The following is a 16,940-nucleotide window of genomic DNA, read 5'->3' as shown; positions in this document are numbered from 1 at the left end:
GAGCTGTTCGAGTGGAACGTGCGCGCTGCGGGTGCGGCTATGGAAGCGATCCATGTCTTCGAGCTCATCCTGCGCAACGCCATTGATCGTGAGCTGCGCACCTGGAACCAGAGCATGGCCGGCACCCCGGACTGGCTGCTGCGGCCGCATCCGTACCTCCTGCGTGCTCTGAACCAGACCGAGCTTTCGAAGGCTGCGACGCGGGCTCGGTGGATCGCCGCCGAGCACGGCCGACCGGTGGGTCACGATGATGTGCTCGCACAGATGTCGCTGGGAGCATGGCGATACATCCTTCCGTCGAAAGCGAACAAGTCGAAACAGAAGCTGTGGACGGTGGCCATCAAGAACGCGTTCCCCGCGTGGCCGGGTGACTGGTCAGCCGAGAGCGTCGTGAGCCGAGTCGCGAACGTGCACGGACTCCGCAACCGGGTGGCCCACCTCGAGCCGCTGCATGGATATGACCTCCGGAGGGTACGGCGGGACATGCGCAGCGTCTGTCACGCGATCGGTCCCGACGCTGCCCGGTTCTTCGTGCAGATCGAGCGGCTGCTTCCCGTCATCGAGTCGAACCCGGCGAGCCATCGCTGAGCGGCTCCAACGCCGCCACGTTTCTGCCACGAATCGAACCCGGCTGACCTGATCGAGGAGGACATCCACGACGTCAGAACCCCCGGAATCATGAGGTTTCGGCTGGGTTGGTTTGCCATCGGCGCGATTTCAAATCCCTCCGTCTCCGCCACATTGAGGCCCCGATAACGGCTGTTCCTGCCCTCCCGGCGCCACCTCGCCCGTCGAACAGTCAGTGTGGAGAGAGATCGATGACCACCGGTGTGTGGTCCGCGAGTTCGTCGGGCTCGAAGTCGGCGAAAGACATCACGATGATCAGGTCGTCCGGTTGCACCAGGCGCGCTGCGGCGCCGTTCACCTGGATCGCCATCGAACCGCGCTCGCCTGCGATCGCGTAGGTCTCGAACCGCGCTCCGTTGTTGATGTCGACGACCTGCACCTGCTCGAACTCGAGGATGTCGGCTCGCTCGAGCAGATCGATGTCGATCGTGATCGACCCCTCGTAGTTGAGGTCGCACGCTGTCACGGTCGCCCGGTGGATCTTGGACTTCAGAAGTCGTCGACGCATTCGGTCTCGTCATCCTTTGCTGTCTCGAGGGCTCGGCCCCTTCGGCCGACGGACCCGCAGACCCTCGTCGGAGGGGGCGGGCAGCCCGCTCACCGTGCACGACTGCTCGACTGAGACCATAGGCGCTCGGGGCGATGCGGGCGGTCCGGTTCGTAATGTGAACGAAACGCCGGCGATCGGCTTCGACTCTCGATCTCGTCGGGGCGCCCGATGGCGGGGGCCACCCCCGCCCAGCAGCCCGTCCGATTGTCAACCCCGGCCCCCGTGCATGGCTCGGTGCCTAGGTTTGCCAGTGGGGCAGGCGCCCCGGGAATCGGCGGCGAGCATGAGCGACCACACTTCGATGCAGGAACCGACGCTCTGATGGGCAAGAAGAGCAAGAAGACCAAGAGCGCCGGCGCGTCCGGCGCCCGAGTGAAGAAGAGCGTCTATCAGGCGGAGCTGCGCCGGCTGCAGTCCGAACTCGTCGACATGCAGCACTGGCTCATCGCCCACGAGGCGCGCGTGCTGGTCATCTTCGAAGGACGTGACGCCGCCGGAAAGGGCGGCGCGATCAAGCGCGTCATGCAGTATCTGAACCCGCGGCACGCCCGGGTGGTCGCCCTGCCGAAGCCCTCCAAGAAGGAGCGCGGGCAGTGGTACTTCCAGCGCTACATCGAGCGGCTGCCGACGTCGGGCGAGATCGTCCTGATGGACCGCTCCTGGTACAACCGGGCGGGCGTGGAACGCGTGATGGAGTACGCCACCGAAGAGGAGTACCAGCGTTTCCTCGCTCAGGCCCCGGTCGTGGAGAACCTGCTCATCGAGGACGGGATCATCCTCATCAAGTACTGGTTCTCGGTGTCGGACGAGGAGCAGCAGGCGCGTTTCGCGTCGCGGCTCGACGACCCCCTCCGCCGGTGGAAGCTGTCACCGATGGACCTCGAGTCGATCCTCCGCTGGGAGGACTACTCCCGCGCCAAGGACGACATGTTCGCCGCGACGGACACGCCCGAGTCGCCGTGGTGGACCATCGAGAGCGACGACAAGCGCGCGGCGCGCCTCAACGTGATCAGCCATCTGCTCGACAGCGTCCCCTACAAACGACTCCAGCCCGAGAAGGTCTCGATTCCGGATCGCCCCGAGGCCGGCGACTACGAACGTCCTCCCAGGGACGAGTTCCGGTACGTTCCGGATGTCGCCGCGGACCTCTCGAGCACGTAGACCGAGCTCAGCCGACGGGGCTCATGGCGCGGACGCAGTGTTGCGCGGTTCCACGCGCAGGAGCGGAGTCCCGGGACGCGTGTCGCCCGCAGAGACGATCGAGACCTCGCCGAAATCATCGGCGTTGAGAACGACGACGGGGGTCACCAGGGGATACCCGGCTCGCTCGATCACTTCCCGGTCGAAGGTGATCAACGGGGCGCCGGCTTCGACCCGGTCCCCATTCGCCACCTTGACGTCGAATCCCTCGCCCTTGAGGTTCACCGTGTCGATCCCGATGTGGATGAGCAGCTCCAGTCCTCCATCGAGCACGATGCCGAGCGCATGCCCGGTCGGCTGCACGGCGGCCACGACCCCCGCGCCGGGCGCGTACACGGTGTCGCCGGACGGCTCGATCGCCGCCCCGGGCCCCATTACTCCACCCCCGAAGACGGGGTCGGGCACGTCGGACAGCGGAACGACCTTCCCGGCGATCGGTGCGAGCACGTCGATGGGAGTGCGCTCGAGCACGGTGGTGGCCGTCGCGACCGCGGCGGCGGCGGGCGCGGCATCCGATGCATCGATGGTGCGCGCCTCGGCGGCCTCGATGGTCGCGGGCGCGATGTGCTCTGCGGCCGCCGCCGCCTCGGCGGCGTCGCGTGCCGCCTCGAACTCGGCCTGCTGCTCCGGAGTGCGGAAGTTCGACCAGATCACCAGGAACATCGAGGTGAAGAAGGCGAGAGTGATCGCGATCGCGTACAGCCCGATCGGTTCGAACGCGGGGATCGTCAGCAGCGAGGTGAAGACGAAAGCCTGCGTGGTCACGCCGTCGGGGAGGCCCATGATCCAGCTGCCGAGGCCGATCGTAAGGCCGCCGACGAAGCAGCCCACCAGCATGCGCGGGTAGATCCGCTTGAACCGGAGATGGATGCCGTAGAGCGAGGGCTCCGAGATGCCGCCGAGGAGCCCCGCTGCGAGCGCGCCCGTCGCGGTCTGCTTCATCTGCGTGTCGCGGTGGCGCAGGGAGAGCACCAGCACGCCGGCCGTCGCGCCGAAGCACGCGAAGTTCCATGCGCCCATCGGCCCCTGGATGAAGTCGTACCCGAGGGTCTGGATGTTCAGCAGCATCACCGCGTTGATCGGCCAGTGCAGTCCCAGCGGAACCATGAACGGATAGGCGAGCGGGATGACGATCGCGAAGATGAACGGCGAGAACTGGTTGATCGCCTTGAGGCCCTCAGCGAGTGCCGCTCCCGCGTACACGCCGATCGGCCCGATGATGAACGCCGTGAGGGGGATCATGACGAGCATCGCGAAGAAGGGGACGAAGATCAGCTGCAGGTTCGCGGTGATGAGTTTGCGGAGCAGCTTGTACAGCGGGCCGATGACGGCCGCCATCAGCAGCGGCGGGAACACCTGGGAGCTGTAGTCGAAGATCGTGAGCGGGAAGCCGAAGATCGGCACGATCGTCACGTCGACGCCGAAGACGTTCGTGGGCTCGACGCCCTCGCCGAGCGCCAGAAAGCCGGGGAGCATCAGCACCGCCATGATGCCGAATCCCACCCAGGGGTCGGCGCCCACCTTCTTCGTCGCGTTGTAGGCCACCATCAGCGGCAGGAAGATGAAGATGCACTGCCACATCAGGTTGACGAAGGCCCACGACGGCTCGAGCGTCACCCCCGGTGCATTCCAGTCCGGGATCACGCCGAGCGTCGCCAGGAGCGCCATGAACGTGATGAAGAACGAGGCGCCGAGCAGCGCGCCGAGAATGGGCCGGAACGAGTCCGACAAGAACTCGAACAGCGAGTCGACCCAGGCGACCTTGCCCCGCACTCCCTTCGCGCGTTCGCGGGCCTTGACGGCATCGATGTCGTCGGATGCCGCGGTCCGGCCGCCGTCGCTCATCTCGGGCAGCGCCATGATGTCGTTGTAGACGTTCTGCACGCCGCCGCCGATCACGACCTGGAATCTCTCCCCGGCCTGCGGGACGGCGCCCATCACGCCGGAGATCGCCTCGATCTCTTTGGGGTTGACCGCCGAGGCATCCCGCAGCTGGAATCTCAATCTGGTCGCGCAGTGGGTGAGGCTTTCGATGTTTCCGGCACCGCCGACCGCCTTGACGATGTCCCCTGCAGTGTTCGTGGCCACGGCACTCTCCTTCGAGCTCGTTCACGGCCCACGGGCGAGCGAGCCGTGCTTCACGCCAGGTGTTGGTGCGATGCTACTGCGGCGGCTCGCGACGGCGAGTGCCCGGACTCCCGTCTGCGTTCTGCCCCGCCGCCGCGCGCAGCCGACCGGAACGTGGAGGGCTAGGCTCGCACGAGTGGAGGCGCCTGCACATGCGTAACCGCCGGACCCTGCCGCTCGTAATGACGCTGGTCGCCGCGCAGTTCGTCGTGATGCTCGATTCCAGCATTCTGAACGTCGCACTGCCGTCGATCGCCGACGACCTCGACCTCACCCCCGTCGGGACCGCCTGGGTGCTGAACGCCTACTTCCTCAGCTTCGGCGGGCTGCTGCTGATCTCCGGCCGCGCCGCAGACGTGTTCGGACGCCGTCGCATTCTCCTCCTGGGTGCCGGGGTCCTCGTCGTCGGCTCCTTGGTGGGCGGCTTCGCGACCGGCGACGTGCAGCTGATCGCCGCCCGCCTGCTGCAAGGAGCCGGAGCGGCGATGCTCAGCCCTGCGGCGATGTCGGTCATCCTGTCCCGCTTCACCGGCCCCGCTCGCTCGCGAGCGATGGCCGGGTGGGGGGCCGCCTCGACCGTCGGGGGAGCGGTCGGGGTGACCGTCGGCGGACTGCTCACCGCGGCACTCGGCTGGCAGAGCGTGCTCTTCGTGACCGCCGCCGTCGCCGCCGCGATCGGCGTCGCGGGATGTGTGTTCGTCCCTGCCGCCGAGCCCGGTGCGCCTCGGCGATTCGATGCGACAGCGGCCGGCCTCATCACCGCCGCCGCGCTCGCCGTGGTGTTCGCCGTGCTGTCGGCCCCGCACAGCGGACTGATCTCGATGCCGGTCCTCGCTCCGGCGGCCCTCGCCGTGGCGTGTCTGATGGGCTTCGTGTTCGTCGAACGGCGAAGCGCCGATCCCCTCCTGCCTCCGTCGGTGCTGCGCGACCCGCGGGTGGCAGGCGGCATCGCGGTGAACCTCCTCGGCGGCGCTGCCCGCATCGCCTGCTTCGTGCTCGTGGCGCTCCTCCTCCAGCAGGTCCTCGAGTACGGCCCGGCCCTCGCGGGCCTGGCGATGCTCCCCACCTCGCTCGCGGGCTTCGCGGTCAGCACGCTGCTCCTGCCCTCCGCGCTGAACCGGCTCGGGCCGCAGCGCGTCGTCGTCCTCGGACTCCTGCTGCTCGTGCTCGCGCACGTGCTGCTCGCCACCGTCGACAACGGAGATGACTACTGGCTGCGGGTGCTTCCCGCTCTGGTGATCGCCGCGGCCGGGGTGGCGCTCAGCTTCACGCCCACCACGCTCGTCATCGCGGACGGCATCGCCGCCCGGAACGCCGGCGTGAGCTCCGGCCTCGCCTCGTCCACCGCGCAGATCGGCGGCGCCATCGGGATCGCCGTCTTCGGCGCGGTCGACGCCGCCTACCGGGCGCCGATTCTCGAGGCGGGTGGCGGATCGGTCGCCGCGGCGGAGGCGGGGCTCCAGGCTGCGCAGCTCGCCGCCGCCGGCAGCGCGGCGGCGGGCGTGGTCATCGCGCTTCTCACCTTCCCGGGTCTGCGACCGTCGCGCCGGGGGGAGCGTACCCCGGGCTGAACGAGGGGGCCAGGGAGGCTTTCAGGACGCGGCCTTCGCTCGCGCGTAATGGCGCCGCGCCTTCTCGCGGTTCCCGCACGTCTCCATCGAGTGCCACCGTCGATTGTTGGACCGGCTGTTGTCGATGAGGAAGTGCTGGCACCCCTCCGCTTCACACGCACGGATCCGCGGCCGCCCCCCGTTCTGGAGCCGCGCCCACGCGGCGATGGCCTCGCCGCCCACTCGCCTGTCAGCGGGGGTCTGGTCGACCCACTCGAGACCGTCCGCTGTGAGTCGTGCCGTGCGGGTCATCGCGCGGATCCACGGCTCGAGGACGGCGTCCGACGCTTCGCCGCGCAGGACAGCGACGAGCGCGGCGCGAACCGCCCGCGCGTCCGCCACCTGCGCGTACTCTGCGGGCGCGCCGTGATCGCGGAGCCACTCGGCGGCGCGGTCATCGTCGCCGAGCTCGTCGTGGACGTCACCGCCGGAGACCAGGCGAGAGTTCACGAGGTCCAACAGCAGACGCTCTGCATCCATGGCGTCTCACCTCCATCGGCAATTATAACCTCTCAATCGTACTTGACAGGTTAGGTTTTATGTGGTTCACTTCCATAACCTTCTAAGAAGGCCAAGATGGTTAGAAGAATGGAAGAGATTCGCATGTCCCCTGTCACGCCCACTGTCGTCCTCGTTCACGGAGCGTTCGCCGAGTCGGCGAGCTGGAATGGAGTGATCGCCCGGCTGCGCGAAGCCGGAGTTCCTGTGATCGCCGCCGCGAACCCGTTGCGCAGCCTCGACGGCGACGCCGCGTCCGTGCGCTCGGTGCTCGAGTCTGTCGACGGTCCCGTGGTCGCGGTCGGTCACTCCTACGGCGGAGCCGTCGTCTCGGAGGCCGCCGACGGCGTCGAGTCCGTCAAGGCTCTCGTCTTCGTGTCCGCCTTTGCGCCCGACTCCGGCGAGAGCATCGGCGAACTGTCCGGCCGGTATCCCGGCAGCACTCTGGGAGACACGCTCCAGACCGTCGAGCTTGCCGACGGCACCACCGACCTCTATATCAGGCAGGAGCTCTACCGTCAGCAGTTCGCTGCCGATCTCGAGGAGCACGAGGCGAGCCTGGGAGCCGTCACCCAGCGTCCACTGAACACCGAGGCGCTCCACGGTGTCGCGACGAAGTCCGCGTGGAAGGCGATTCCTTCGTGGTTCGTGTACTCGACGGGCGACAAGAACATCCCCGCCCAGGCGCTGGCCTTCATGGCCGACCGCGCCGGCGCTGTCGAGTCGGTGGTGATTCCGGATGCATCACATGCGCTGCCGGTGTCGCAGCCGGGCCCGGTGGCCGAGGTGATCCTGCGCGCCGTGAGCGCTGCCTCGTCGTCGGCTCTCTGACCCCCCACGTCAGAGGGGGAGACGACACCGGATCGGCACTCGGCGCAGGGGGCGTGGCCCACTCCGGCCGTGCCTAGAGCGTCCTCCCGGCCGCGTCGAGGGCCGCCGTCGCGGCGCGGCGGCCCTCGGCGATCAGGCGCGCGACATCGCGCATGGTCCATTGCGCCATCCGCTCCATCTCGGGCTGGATGAGCAGCATCGACGGGTCTGCGGCGATGTCCGTGATCTTGGTGGCGGTGCGCATCATCCGGACGTTCTCCCACTTCGCATGCAGATGCACGACGATGACGCGCTCGGCTCCGAGCGCTCGCGCCGCGGCGTGCGGGACGTTGTCGACCATTCCGCCGTCGGCCAGGAGCCGCCCACCGAGCCGGACGGGCGGGAGGAGCCCCGGAACGGCGATCGTCGCGCGCAGGGCGGCGCTCATCGGCCCCTTGTCGATGATGACAGCGCGCCGCGTGCGCAGGTCGGTGGCGACCGCGCCGAACCGGCGGGGCAGCTCTTCGATCCGCGGATCCCGGCCGAGCACGCGGTGGATCGCCTCGGTCACCACCCGCGTGTCGAGCAGCCCCCACCGCGGCAGAAAACTCCACGCGGCGATGCGGCTCCAACGGAAGCGCAGGGCGATCCGCTCGATCTCGTCGACGTCGAGTCCCGCCGCGTAGACGGCACCCACGAGGGCGCCCGAACTCGTGCCGGTGACGATGCCGGGACGGATGCCTCGTTCCTCGAGCACCTGGAGCACCCCCACGTGCGCGGCGCCGAACGCGCCGCCGCCGCTGAGGGTGATGGCCAACCGCGGGTCGTCGTTCGGCATCGGCATCCCTCCCTGTCACCGGGAGATCCCAGTCGACCGCAATCGCCTCCGCCCGTCAATGCGGCGAGACGAAGGGCAACCCTGTCCGCGGACCGCCGCACGCGGCCGAAGCGTCAGACGAGCGAGAGCACGAACGAGAGGACGAAACCCGCGGCGGTGCTGAGTGCGACGGCCGGCCCACCGTGCTCGAACGCCTCGGGCATCAGGGTGTCGGCGAGCGACGCGATCACCGCGCCCGCCGCGAAGGCCAGAGGGAGCGAGACGACGGCCGGGTCGGTGTCGGCCAGCCAGGCCGCTCCCGCGAGCACGGCCAGGGTCAGCAGCACCGCGCAGACCGTCCAGAGCCCGAGGATCTGCCGCCGCGATCGCCCCTGCTCGCGCATCGACGCCGAACCGACGAGTGCCTCCGGGAAGTTCGAGACGAAGATCGCCGCGAGCAGCGCGACGCCCCCGGTCCCCTCGGTGAGCGAGATGCCCAGGGCGAGATTCTCCGGCACCCCGTCGAGGGTGACGGCCGCGAGCAGCGCGATCCCGGCGGCCCCGCGGGTCGTGGCCTTGGCGGCGACGCGATCCTGAGCCGCGGCATCCGTATCGAGTTTCGCGCTCCCCCTGTACTCGTCTGCCGGCTTCGAGTCGGCGGGAGGCTGGGCCCACCGGTCCAGGAACGCGCTCAGCGCGGTGAAGACGATGGCGCCGGCGAAAAGCCCGACCGCGGCCAGCCAGATCCCGCCCCGCTCGTACGAGTCCTCGAAGAGCTCGAAGCTCAAAGCGGTGATCAGTGCGCCCGCCGCGAAGGCGAGCAGCATGGCGAGAAGACGCTTGGGGAGCTCGAACCTGACGCCGATCGCCGCCCCGAGGACGAGGGCGGTGGAAGCCACCGCGCCGAACAGCAGAGTTCCCCACATGCCGCCACACTCGCATCGCGCGATCACTCGCGCGAAGGGCTTGACGGTCGTCGCTTGATCGGCGGTGACGTCGGAGAATACTGATATGCCTGCCACGTACATCCATGACGCCGTCCGCACCCCCTTCGGCCGAGCCGGAGGCACCCTCGCGGGCGTGCGCCCCGACGATCTCGCGGCCGTGGTGATGAGGGCCGCCGTGGAGCGGGCGGGCATCGACCCGGCCCGGATCGAAGACGTCATCTTCGGCGACGCGAATCAGGCGGGCGAAGACAACCGCAACATCGCGCGGATGGGTGCGCTGCTGGCGGGCTTCCCCACCACCGTGCCCGGGACGACGGTGAACCGGCTCTGCGGGTCGTCCGTCGAGGCGGTGATCCAGGGGTCGCGGGCCATCGAGGCGGGCGACGCCGACATCATCCTCGCGGGCGGCGTGGAGTCGATGAGCCGCGCGCCGTACGTCGTGGAGAAGTCGGCCAGGCCGTGGCCGTCGGTCGGCAACCAGACGCTGTGGAACACCGCGATCGGGTGGCGCATGACGAACCCCCGGCTGCCGAAGGAATGGACGATCTCGAACGGGCAGTCCGCCGAGAAGCTCGCGGGGATCTACGGCATCTCGCGCGACGCCCAGGACGCGTTCGCCCTGCGCAGCCACCGGCTTGCGGCCGAAGCCTGGGCCGCCGGCGCCTACGACGGCGAGATCGTACAGGTGCCCGGTGCGGAGCTGCCGCGGGACGAGGGCATCCGCGACGACACGTCGCTGGAGAAGCTCGGCGGGCTCAAGGCGCTCTTCGCGGCGGACGGCACCGTGACCGCCGGCAACTCGTCGCCGATCAACGACGGCGCTTCCGCAGTGCTGCTCGGAGCCGAAGGCGCGATCGAGGCCGAGCCGCTCGCGCGCATCACCGGGCGCGGCGTCTTCGGCAACGACCCCGACGTCTTCGGTGTCGCTCCCGTCGAGGCCGCCAACCGCGCGCTGGCCCGTGCCGGTCGCACGTGGGCCGATGTGGACCTGGTCGAACTGAACGAGGCGTTCGCGTCGCAGTCCCTGGCGTGCCTGGCCGGGTGGCCCGAACTCGACCCCGAGAAGGTCAACATCCATGGCGGCGCGATCGCGATCGGACACCCGCTCGGCGCCTCCGGTGGCCGCATCATCGGTCACGCCGCGCACGAGCTGCGGCGCCGCGGCGGGGGAGTCGCGGTCGCCGCGCTCTGCATCGGCGTGGGACAGGGACTCGCTGTCGTTCTGGAGCGCTGATTCGAGGTATCGGACAGCGTTGGAGATCGAACTCGTTCGGCTCGCATCGATGAAGAGCTCGGCCGCCGCGAGGACGGAGCGCCCCCGTCTCCTCAGTGCGAGTGCCGCGGCGGCACGGAGCCGCTCGACCCGCGCATGAATCCGAGGTCGGCACCCAGGTGTGCCTGTTCGACGTTCTCGACGTAGAGCTTCTCCCATCCGCGCGTCGCCAGCTGAGCAGCGGGAACCCAGGCCGCACGCCGTTGCTCGAGCTCGGCGTCATCGACGAGGAGGTCGATCGTTCGAGCGGGCACGTCGAGCTGGATCCAGTCCCCGCTCCGGACGAACGCCAGCGGTCCGCCGACCGCGGCCTCCGGCGAGACGTGGAGGATGCAGGTGCCGAAGCCGGTACCGCTCATCCGCGCGTCCGACACCCGGACCATGTCGGTGACTCCCTGTTCGAGCAGCTTTCGAGGGAGCTGGACATTTCCGACCTCTGGGAATCCCGGATAACCCACCGGACCGTTTCCTCGAACGACAAGGATGTCGTCGGCTGCCACGTCCAGGTCTGGATCGTCGCAGACGGCGTTGTAGTCCTCGATCGAGTCGAACACCACGGCGCGGCCGCGATGCGTCAGCAGTGAAGCCGATGCGGCCGACACCTTCAACACCGCTCCGTCGGGGGCGAGCGAGCCCCGGAGCACCACGGTGCTGTTCCCCGCCGCGCTGACAGGTGCGGCAACCGTCCTGATCACATCGTCGTTCCAGGATTCGGCCGGGGCGATCTCCTCGCCGATGGAGCGTCCTGACACGGTGATCGCCTCGAGGTGGAGGTGCTCCCGGAGTCGATTCATCACGGCCGGCATCCCGCCTGCGTAGAACAGATCCTCCATCAGGTACTGCCCCGACGGCATGAGGTTGGCGATGACGGGGACGTCGCGCGTGAGTGCGTCGAAGTCGTCGATCGCCAGCGGCACGCCGACCCGGTTCGCGATGGCGATGAGGTGCACGACGGCGTTGGTGGACCCGCCGATCGCGGCGCACATCTTCACAGCGTTCTCGAATGCCTTGCGCGTCAGGATGCTGCTCAGCCGCAGGTTCTCGCCGACCATGGCGACGATCCGGCGGCCCGCAGCCTGGGCGGACGCCAGCCTCCGCGAATCCGCCGCGGGGATCGCCGCCGAGCCCGAGAGCTGGAGGCCGAGCGCCTCGGTCACGAGACCCATGGTCGATGCCGAGCCCATCGTCATGCAGTGACCCGGGCTTCGCGACATCCCGCCTTCGGCCTCGGCGAACTCATCGGCCGTCATCCGGCCCGCGCGCACCTCCTCGCTGAAGCGCCACACATCCGTGCCCGAGCCGATGTCGCGGCCACGGAACTTGCCGTTGAGCATGGGGCCGCCGGTGATGAGGAGGGTGGGCAGGTCGACACTCGCGGCCCCCATCACCATCGCCGGCGTCGTCTTGTCGCACCCCGCGAGCAGGACGACGGCGTCCATGGGATTCGCGCGGATGCTCGCCTCGATCTCCATGGCCAGCAGATTGCGATAGAGCATGGTGGTGGGCCGCATGAGCGCCTCGCCCAGAGACATCGTGGGGAACTCGACGGGGAAGCCGCCTGCCTCCCACACCCCGCGCTTGACGGCCTCTGCCACGCGGCTCAGGTGGGCGTTGCACGGCGTGAACTCAGAGGCGCTGTTCGCGATGCCGATCACCGGCCGTCCGTCGAAGACTTCCGGACCGAAACCCTGGTTGCGCATCCACGAGCGGTGGATGAACCCGTTGCGTCCCTCCGCGGCGAACCACGAGGCACTTCGCAGGCGGTCGTCTTCGGCCATGGCCTGTCCTCACTTTCCTGGTGGAGGTGAATAATCATAGGTTATATGATTGCTGCCGGCACCCGCTCCTCTCCTGGAAAGTGATGGAATGCTCGATCTCGATCTCGATCTCCTCGCCGCCGAGACGTACAGCGCCGTGTACAGCGACGTGTGCGATCGGCTGGGTCTCAGGCATCAGTCGATGGCGCCGGGAATCGTTCCGACCAACTCGAAGCGGGTTCTCGTGGGCTGGGCACGCACTGCCCGGTCCGCCCCCGTCGACGGACTCCCTGAGCGCCCGTACGCGCAGGAGATCGAGTTCGTCGACTCGCTGCGCGGGGGCGACGTAGCGGTGGTCGCCACGGGCGACTCGAACGCAGCCTGTTGGGGAGAGCTGTTCTCCACGGCCGCGATCGGTCGAGGCGCCCGCGGAGTCGTCACCGATGGTCTCGTCCGCGACGGAGCGAAGCTCGCTCACCTGGACTTCCCGGTGCACGCGCAGGGCAGCCACCCGACGGATTGCCTCGGGCGGATCTCCATCATCGAAACGGCGCGTCCGGTCGAGATCGGCGAGCTCACGGTGTCCGACGGCGACCTCGTCGTGGCCGACGTCGATGGCGTCGTCGTCGTGCCGCGCGCCCGCGCCGAGGAGGTCGCCGCCCTCGCCCTCGAGAAGGCGCGTACCGAGAATTCTGCACGCGACCTCCTCCTGCGCGGCGGATATCTCCGCGATGTGTGGGCGCAGTACGGAGTGCTCTGATGCTCGCCCTTCGATGGCACGGCAGAGGTGATGTGCGGCTCGACGACATCCCGGCGCCTGAGCCTCCGCCGTCGGGCTGGCTCCAGCTCGAGGTCATCGCATGCGGGATCTGCGGTACCGATGTCGAGGAATACCTCCACGGTCCGACGTTCATTCCCCACGCCGAGCCCAACCGCCTCACGGGGGCGGTGGCTCCGATCGTCCTCGGTCACGAGATCGCCGGTCGAGTGGTCGCCGTGGGCCTCGGCACCCCCGACTTCGCGATCGGCGATGTCGTCGGAGTCGATGGGTTGATGGGGTGCGGCCGTTGCTCGTCGTGTTCGCGAGGAGCTGTGAACCTGTGCGATTCTCTGGCGGCCGTCGGCCTCATGAGCGATGGAGGGCTGGCGGAGCGAGTGAACGTGCGCGCCGACACGTGCGTGAAGATCCCGGCCGGAGCCGCCGCTGACACCGGAGCCTTGGCGGAGACCCTGGCGGTGGCCGTGCGCGCGCTCCGGCGAGGCCGACTCGCGGAGGGGGAGAGGGTTGTCATCTTCGGTGCCGGTGCCGTCGGGCTCTTCGCGCTGCAGGCGGCGCGGGCAATGGGGGCGTCTCAGGTCGCCGTGGTCGAGCCGCACGCACATCGCCGGGCACTGGCGCTCGAGCTCGGCGCGTCCGCTGCCTGGCCGCCCGGAGCCGAGGTGGGCGAGGCGGACGTGGTGGTGGAGTGCTCGGGTGTGCCGGACGCATTCGCGGCCGCCCTGTCATTCACGCGCCGCGGCGGTCGCCTCGTGCTCGTGGGTGTGTCCACCGTGCCTGTGGCCGTCTCACCGATGGACATCGTGGCCGGTGAGCGAGAGGTGATCGGGAGCCTGTCGCACCTCAGGAAGAGCGACTTCGCTGCAGCCGTCGAACTCCTCGTCTCGGGGGCGGTGCGCACGGACGGCATCGTGTCCAGCAGGATTCCCTTGGCCCATGCGCTCGACGACGGACTGCTGGCGCTGGTGCGCGAACCCGAACGGCATGTGAAGATCCTGGTCGTGCCGCCCACGAGCGACGAGGCCGTTCCGGAGAGGAGAGCGTTCCAGGCATGAGCAAGCGTGCGCGACTGGCAGATACCGTCCGTGACGACCTCCTCGACCGGATCGTCAGCGGCAGGATCGCACCGGGGAGCCTCCTTCCGAACGAGGAGGAGCTGGCGGCGTCCTGCGGCGTCAGCCGCATCGTCATCCGCGAGGCGGTCAAGGCTCTGGAGGCCAACGGCATCCTCGCGGCTCGGGCGGGGATCGGTACGGTCGTCCTCCCCGAACCGCGCTGGAACGTCTTGGATCCCCACGTCCTCGCCGCCCGGTTGACCTACGACCGTGAGGGCGTCTTCTTCGAGGACCTGACGACGATCCGAGTTGCTCTCGAGGGTCAGATGGCCGCTCAGGCCGCCGTCGTGGCGACGGTCGAGCAGCGCGAGGCCATGGCGCGATCCTTGGAGGATGCGGAGGCTCATCTGCACGAGCCGGACCGTTACCTCGATGACGACATCAGGTTCCACGAACTCATCACCGCGGGGGCGCAAAGCCCGCTGGGAGCCGCGATCCTCGCTCTCATCCGCGACCCGCTCCGTTCGTCGCGTCGGCTGTCGAACACCATCCCGGGGGGCATCGAGCACGCGCACGCGTCGCACCGCCGCATCTTCGACGCGATCGACGCGGGCGATCCGGTGGCAGCCTCACAGGCGATGACCGAGCACCTCGCGTGGGCGCGCGACGAGCTTCGCCGCCGGCGTGACGCCGCGGACAGCCGCGAGGAGGTGCGACGTGCCCACCGCTGAACAGCGCACCGACCCGGTGCTCACCCACGGCGAGGGACCCGCCTGGTTCTCGGACTACGGCGAACTGCGGTGCGTCGACATGCTCGCGGGGGACGTCGTCTCGCTCGATGCTGCGGGTCTTCTGCGCCGCAATCATGTCGGGTCGGTCGCCGCGATGGTGCAGCCGAGGCGGACCGGCGGTGCTGTGCTCCTGCTCGAGCACGCCGTGGCCCTCACGGGCTCGGACCCGGGGGAGCCGAGTCGGATCGACGAGATCGTCCGCCTGATCGACGACCCCGCGGTGCGGCTCAACGAGGGAGCCTGCGATCCCTCAGGACGGCTGGTCTGCGGCTCCATGGCGTACGACATGCGACACGGCGGCGGGTCGGTCTGGCGGGTGACGGACCGGGGTGACGGCCGCGCCGACGTCGAGTTGCTGAGGTCGGGTGTGACGATCTCGAACGGGCTCGCCTTCTCGCCCGACGGCGACCTCGCGTACTACATCGATTCGACGACCCACATCATCGAGGTGATCGACTACGCCGGCGGAGCGTTCCGATCCCTCGGCCGCCTCGCGGATCTCACTCAGCAGCCGGGCATGCCGGACGGGATGTGCATCGATGCCGAGGGCAACCTGTGGGTGGCGATGTTCGGAGGTGGATGCGTCGTCGGCATCGACGGCGAAGGGAGCATCGTCGAGCGGATTGCGGTTCCCGCGTCCCAGGTCACGTCGTGCGCCTTCGGCGGCGACGACGGTGATGAGCTCTACATCACGACCTCCACCGTGCAGGACGCCGGGTCTCCCCTGGCCGGCGCGATCTTCAGCGCTCGTCCGGGTGTGAGGGGCGCGAAGGGGTCGCGCTTCGGCGTCGCACCAGACTGAGGAAGGCGGGACGGATGCCGCGGCATCCGTCCCGTTCCGCACCGGAACCCCGACCGCACCACTGATCGCGCAAGAGGGCCCCGGCGACCGCAGTCGCGCAGGGCCCCCGTCGCTCGTGAGACTCGAGACGGCTCGGTGCCTCAGTCGCCGCAGATTCCCCGGGCGGTGTCGTTCTTGCCCTGTCCGCCGATCGCCTTCACGACGTCTCCGACGTTCGTGAAGCCGAGGGCCCCTTCGGTGTTGATGGTCTTGTGCACCTGGCCGAAGCATGCTGCGTCGGCAGGCGTGGCGTTCGCGGTGCCCGCGAGGCCGAACACGGCGAAAGCGACGATGGCTCCGGTGGCGAGAATGCGCTTCATTGGTCTTTCCCTCCCTGTATGGCGGGCCGGTGTGCACCCGCTATCTCCTGGTTCTGCCGGTCGCCACGATTTGGATGCAGGTCGGGTGGAATCTTTCGCGAGTACCGCGGCTGGCGCTGCCGCATCCGGACGCGCCCGGTGGGCGGAACAATTGGTGACGGACGAAGGCGACGGCGTACGGAGGCGGAGATGCCGGACCTGGCTCTGGTGACCGGCGCAGCGCGGGGGATCGGCCGCGCTGTGACCGAGGAACTTCTCGCGCGCGGGTACCGCGTGATCGCGACCGCGCGAGATCCGGTTGCGCTCGACGACTTCGCGGCGTCGGTTCGCGGGGACCCGATCGAAACCGGCATCCTGGACGTGGAGTCGCCGGGCGTGGCGGAGCAGGTCGGGCGGCTCATCGGCGGGCGGCCGCTGTCGCTGCTCGTGCTGAATGCAGCGCGGTTCTCGCCCTGGGATGAGACGGTCGCCTCCGCCGACCTCACCGCTGCCCGGCAGGTGATCGAGACGAATCTCTTCGGCTCGTGGAGCGTGCTGCGCGCGGCGCTGCCGGCTCTCCGCGCCGGTCGTGGCACCATCATCGGCGTCGGAAGCGGATCGGGCTCGCACGGAGATCCGCAGTTCGGTTTGGAGGTCAACCCGGGAGCGGCGAGCTATGCGGTCTCGAAGGCCGCCCTCCACGCATTGCTGCACAAGCTCGCAGGCGAGGTCGGGGCAGACGGCGTGCGCGTGCACGTGGTCGATCCGGGACTGACCGCGACGTCTCCCGGAATGGAGGAGATGGGAGCGCGGCCGGTGCGCGAAGGAGCGAGGAGCGTGCTCGCCCCGCTGGACGTGACACCGTTCGCCGCTGCGATGGCGTTGACGCGGGACGGCCGCCCCCTGCCGTGGTGACGCTTCCGGACAGGTCGCGGACGTCCCCGACATCGTCTACCTTTT

At 69.0% G+C, this 16,940-nt stretch carries 17 protein-coding genes; 10 read left to right on the top strand and 7 right to left on the bottom strand.

The window, feature by feature from the left end:
- Window positions 1–39: 39 nt before the first annotated feature.
- A complete protein-coding gene (locus HF323_RS07970) occupies window positions 40–588 on the top strand; it encodes a hypothetical protein (RefSeq protein WP_169582021.1) in 549 nt (182 codons plus the stop codon).
- 211 nt (window positions 589–799) lie between these two features.
- On the opposite strand, the gene panD is transcribed toward HF323_RS07970, so the two are convergent.
- Complete coding sequence (gene panD / locus HF323_RS07965) at window positions 800–1,135, bottom strand: aspartate 1-decarboxylase (protein WP_169582020.1); 336 nt, start codon at window positions 1,133–1,135, stop codon at window positions 800–802.
- A gap of 363 nt (window positions 1,136–1,498) precedes the next feature.
- Here panD and ppk2 point away from each other — a divergent pair, with 363 nt between their 5' ends.
- Window positions 1,499–2,338, top strand: coding sequence for a polyphosphate kinase 2 (ppk2, locus tag HF323_RS07960; RefSeq protein ID WP_169582019.1), 840 nt, complete (start codon window positions 1,499–1,501; stop codon window positions 2,336–2,338).
- A 21-nt stretch (window positions 2,339–2,359) separates the two neighbouring features.
- On the opposite strand, the gene HF323_RS15720 is transcribed toward ppk2, so the two are convergent.
- Window positions 2,360–4,465 (bottom strand): glucose PTS transporter subunit IIA, encoded by a 2,106-nt coding sequence (locus HF323_RS15720; protein ID WP_169582018.1) that lies wholly within the window; start codon window positions 4,463–4,465, stop codon window positions 2,360–2,362.
- Window positions 4,466–4,656: 191 nt separating this feature from the next.
- On the opposite strand from HF323_RS15720, the gene HF323_RS07950 reads away from it, so the two are divergent.
- Window positions 4,657–6,075: an MFS transporter gene (locus tag HF323_RS07950; RefSeq protein ID WP_169582017.1), complete on the top strand. Its 1,419-nt coding sequence runs from the start codon at window positions 4,657–4,659 to the stop codon at window positions 6,073–6,075.
- A gap of 21 nt (window positions 6,076–6,096) precedes the next feature.
- Here HF323_RS07950 and HF323_RS07945 read toward each other — a convergent pair whose 3' ends face one another.
- Complete coding sequence (locus HF323_RS07945; RefSeq protein ID WP_169582016.1) at window positions 6,097–6,594, bottom strand: CGNR zinc finger domain-containing protein; 498 nt, start codon at window positions 6,592–6,594, stop codon at window positions 6,097–6,099.
- 123 nt (window positions 6,595–6,717) lie between these two features.
- Here HF323_RS07945 and HF323_RS07940 point away from each other — a divergent pair, with 123 nt between their 5' ends.
- On the top strand, window positions 6,718–7,443 hold the full coding sequence (locus HF323_RS07940; RefSeq protein ID WP_211160328.1) for an alpha/beta hydrolase: 726 nt from the start codon (window positions 6,718–6,720) through the stop codon (window positions 7,441–7,443).
- A 73-nt stretch (window positions 7,444–7,516) separates the two neighbouring features.
- Here HF323_RS07940 and HF323_RS07935 read toward each other — a convergent pair whose 3' ends face one another.
- Window positions 7,517–8,260 carry a patatin-like phospholipase family protein gene (locus tag HF323_RS07935; RefSeq protein ID WP_169582014.1) on the bottom strand — a complete coding sequence of 248 codons (744 nt, stop codon included), beginning with the start codon at window positions 8,258–8,260 and terminating at the stop codon, window positions 7,517–7,519.
- A 113-nt stretch (window positions 8,261–8,373) separates the two neighbouring features.
- A complete protein-coding gene (locus tag HF323_RS07930; RefSeq protein WP_169582013.1) occupies window positions 8,374–9,165 on the bottom strand; it encodes a ZIP family metal transporter in 792 nt (263 codons plus the stop codon).
- Window positions 9,166–9,250: 85 nt separating this feature from the next.
- On the opposite strand from HF323_RS07930, the gene HF323_RS07925 reads away from it, so the two are divergent.
- Window positions 9,251–10,420, top strand: a complete 1,170-nt coding sequence (locus HF323_RS07925) for a thiolase family protein (protein ID WP_169582012.1) — start codon at window positions 9,251–9,253, stop codon at window positions 10,418–10,420.
- A 92-nt stretch (window positions 10,421–10,512) separates the two neighbouring features.
- Here the strand turns inward: HF323_RS07925 and HF323_RS07920 are convergent, their stop codons facing one another.
- The gene (locus HF323_RS07920) at window positions 10,513–12,237 is read right to left on the bottom strand and encodes an IlvD/Edd family dehydratase (RefSeq protein ID WP_169582011.1); all 1,725 of its coding nucleotides are present in this window, start codon (window positions 12,235–12,237) and stop codon (window positions 10,513–10,515) included.
- 88 nt (window positions 12,238–12,325) lie between these two features.
- Between HF323_RS07920 and HF323_RS07915 the strand changes: the two genes are divergently transcribed.
- The 4 genes from HF323_RS07915 to HF323_RS07900 are packed head-to-tail and all read left to right on the top strand — an operon-like array spanning window position 12,326 to window position 15,642.
- Entirely contained in the window at window positions 12,326–12,976 is a 651-nt protein-coding gene (locus HF323_RS07915) for an RraA family protein (protein WP_169582010.1), read from the top strand.
- Window positions 12,976–14,049: an alcohol dehydrogenase catalytic domain-containing protein gene (locus HF323_RS07910; protein ID WP_169582009.1), complete on the top strand. Its 1,074-nt coding sequence runs from the start codon at window positions 12,976–12,978 to the stop codon at window positions 14,047–14,049. The genes HF323_RS07915 and HF323_RS07910 overlap by 1 nt, the downstream gene beginning before the upstream one ends.
- A complete protein-coding gene (locus tag HF323_RS07905) occupies window positions 14,046–14,780 on the top strand; it encodes a FadR/GntR family transcriptional regulator (RefSeq protein ID WP_169582008.1) in 735 nt (244 codons plus the stop codon). Before HF323_RS07910 ends, HF323_RS07905 begins: the two co-directional genes overlap by 4 nt.
- Window positions 14,767–15,642 carry an SMP-30/gluconolactonase/LRE family protein gene (locus HF323_RS07900; protein WP_169582007.1) on the top strand — a complete coding sequence of 292 codons (876 nt, stop codon included), beginning with the start codon at window positions 14,767–14,769 and terminating at the stop codon, window positions 15,640–15,642. Before HF323_RS07905 ends, HF323_RS07900 begins: the two co-directional genes overlap by 14 nt.
- A gap of 140 nt (window positions 15,643–15,782) precedes the next feature.
- Here HF323_RS07900 and HF323_RS07895 read toward each other — a convergent pair whose 3' ends face one another.
- Window positions 15,783–16,001 carry a hypothetical protein gene (locus HF323_RS07895; RefSeq protein ID WP_169582006.1) on the bottom strand — a complete coding sequence of 73 codons (219 nt, stop codon included), beginning with the start codon at window positions 15,999–16,001 and terminating at the stop codon, window positions 15,783–15,785.
- A 189-nt stretch (window positions 16,002–16,190) separates the two neighbouring features.
- Between HF323_RS07895 and HF323_RS07890 the strand changes: the two genes are divergently transcribed.
- Window positions 16,191–16,895: an SDR family NAD(P)-dependent oxidoreductase gene (locus HF323_RS07890; RefSeq protein ID WP_169582005.1), complete on the top strand. Its 705-nt coding sequence runs from the start codon at window positions 16,191–16,193 to the stop codon at window positions 16,893–16,895.
- Window positions 16,896–16,940 lie beyond the last annotated feature (45 nt).

The sequence above is a fragment of the Microbacterium sp. MF43 genome, from assembly GCF_012847295.1.
Classification (GTDB): domain Bacteria; phylum Actinomycetota; class Actinomycetes; order Actinomycetales; family Microbacteriaceae; genus Microbacterium.
This window is presented reverse-complemented; position numbering and strand designations above follow the sequence as displayed.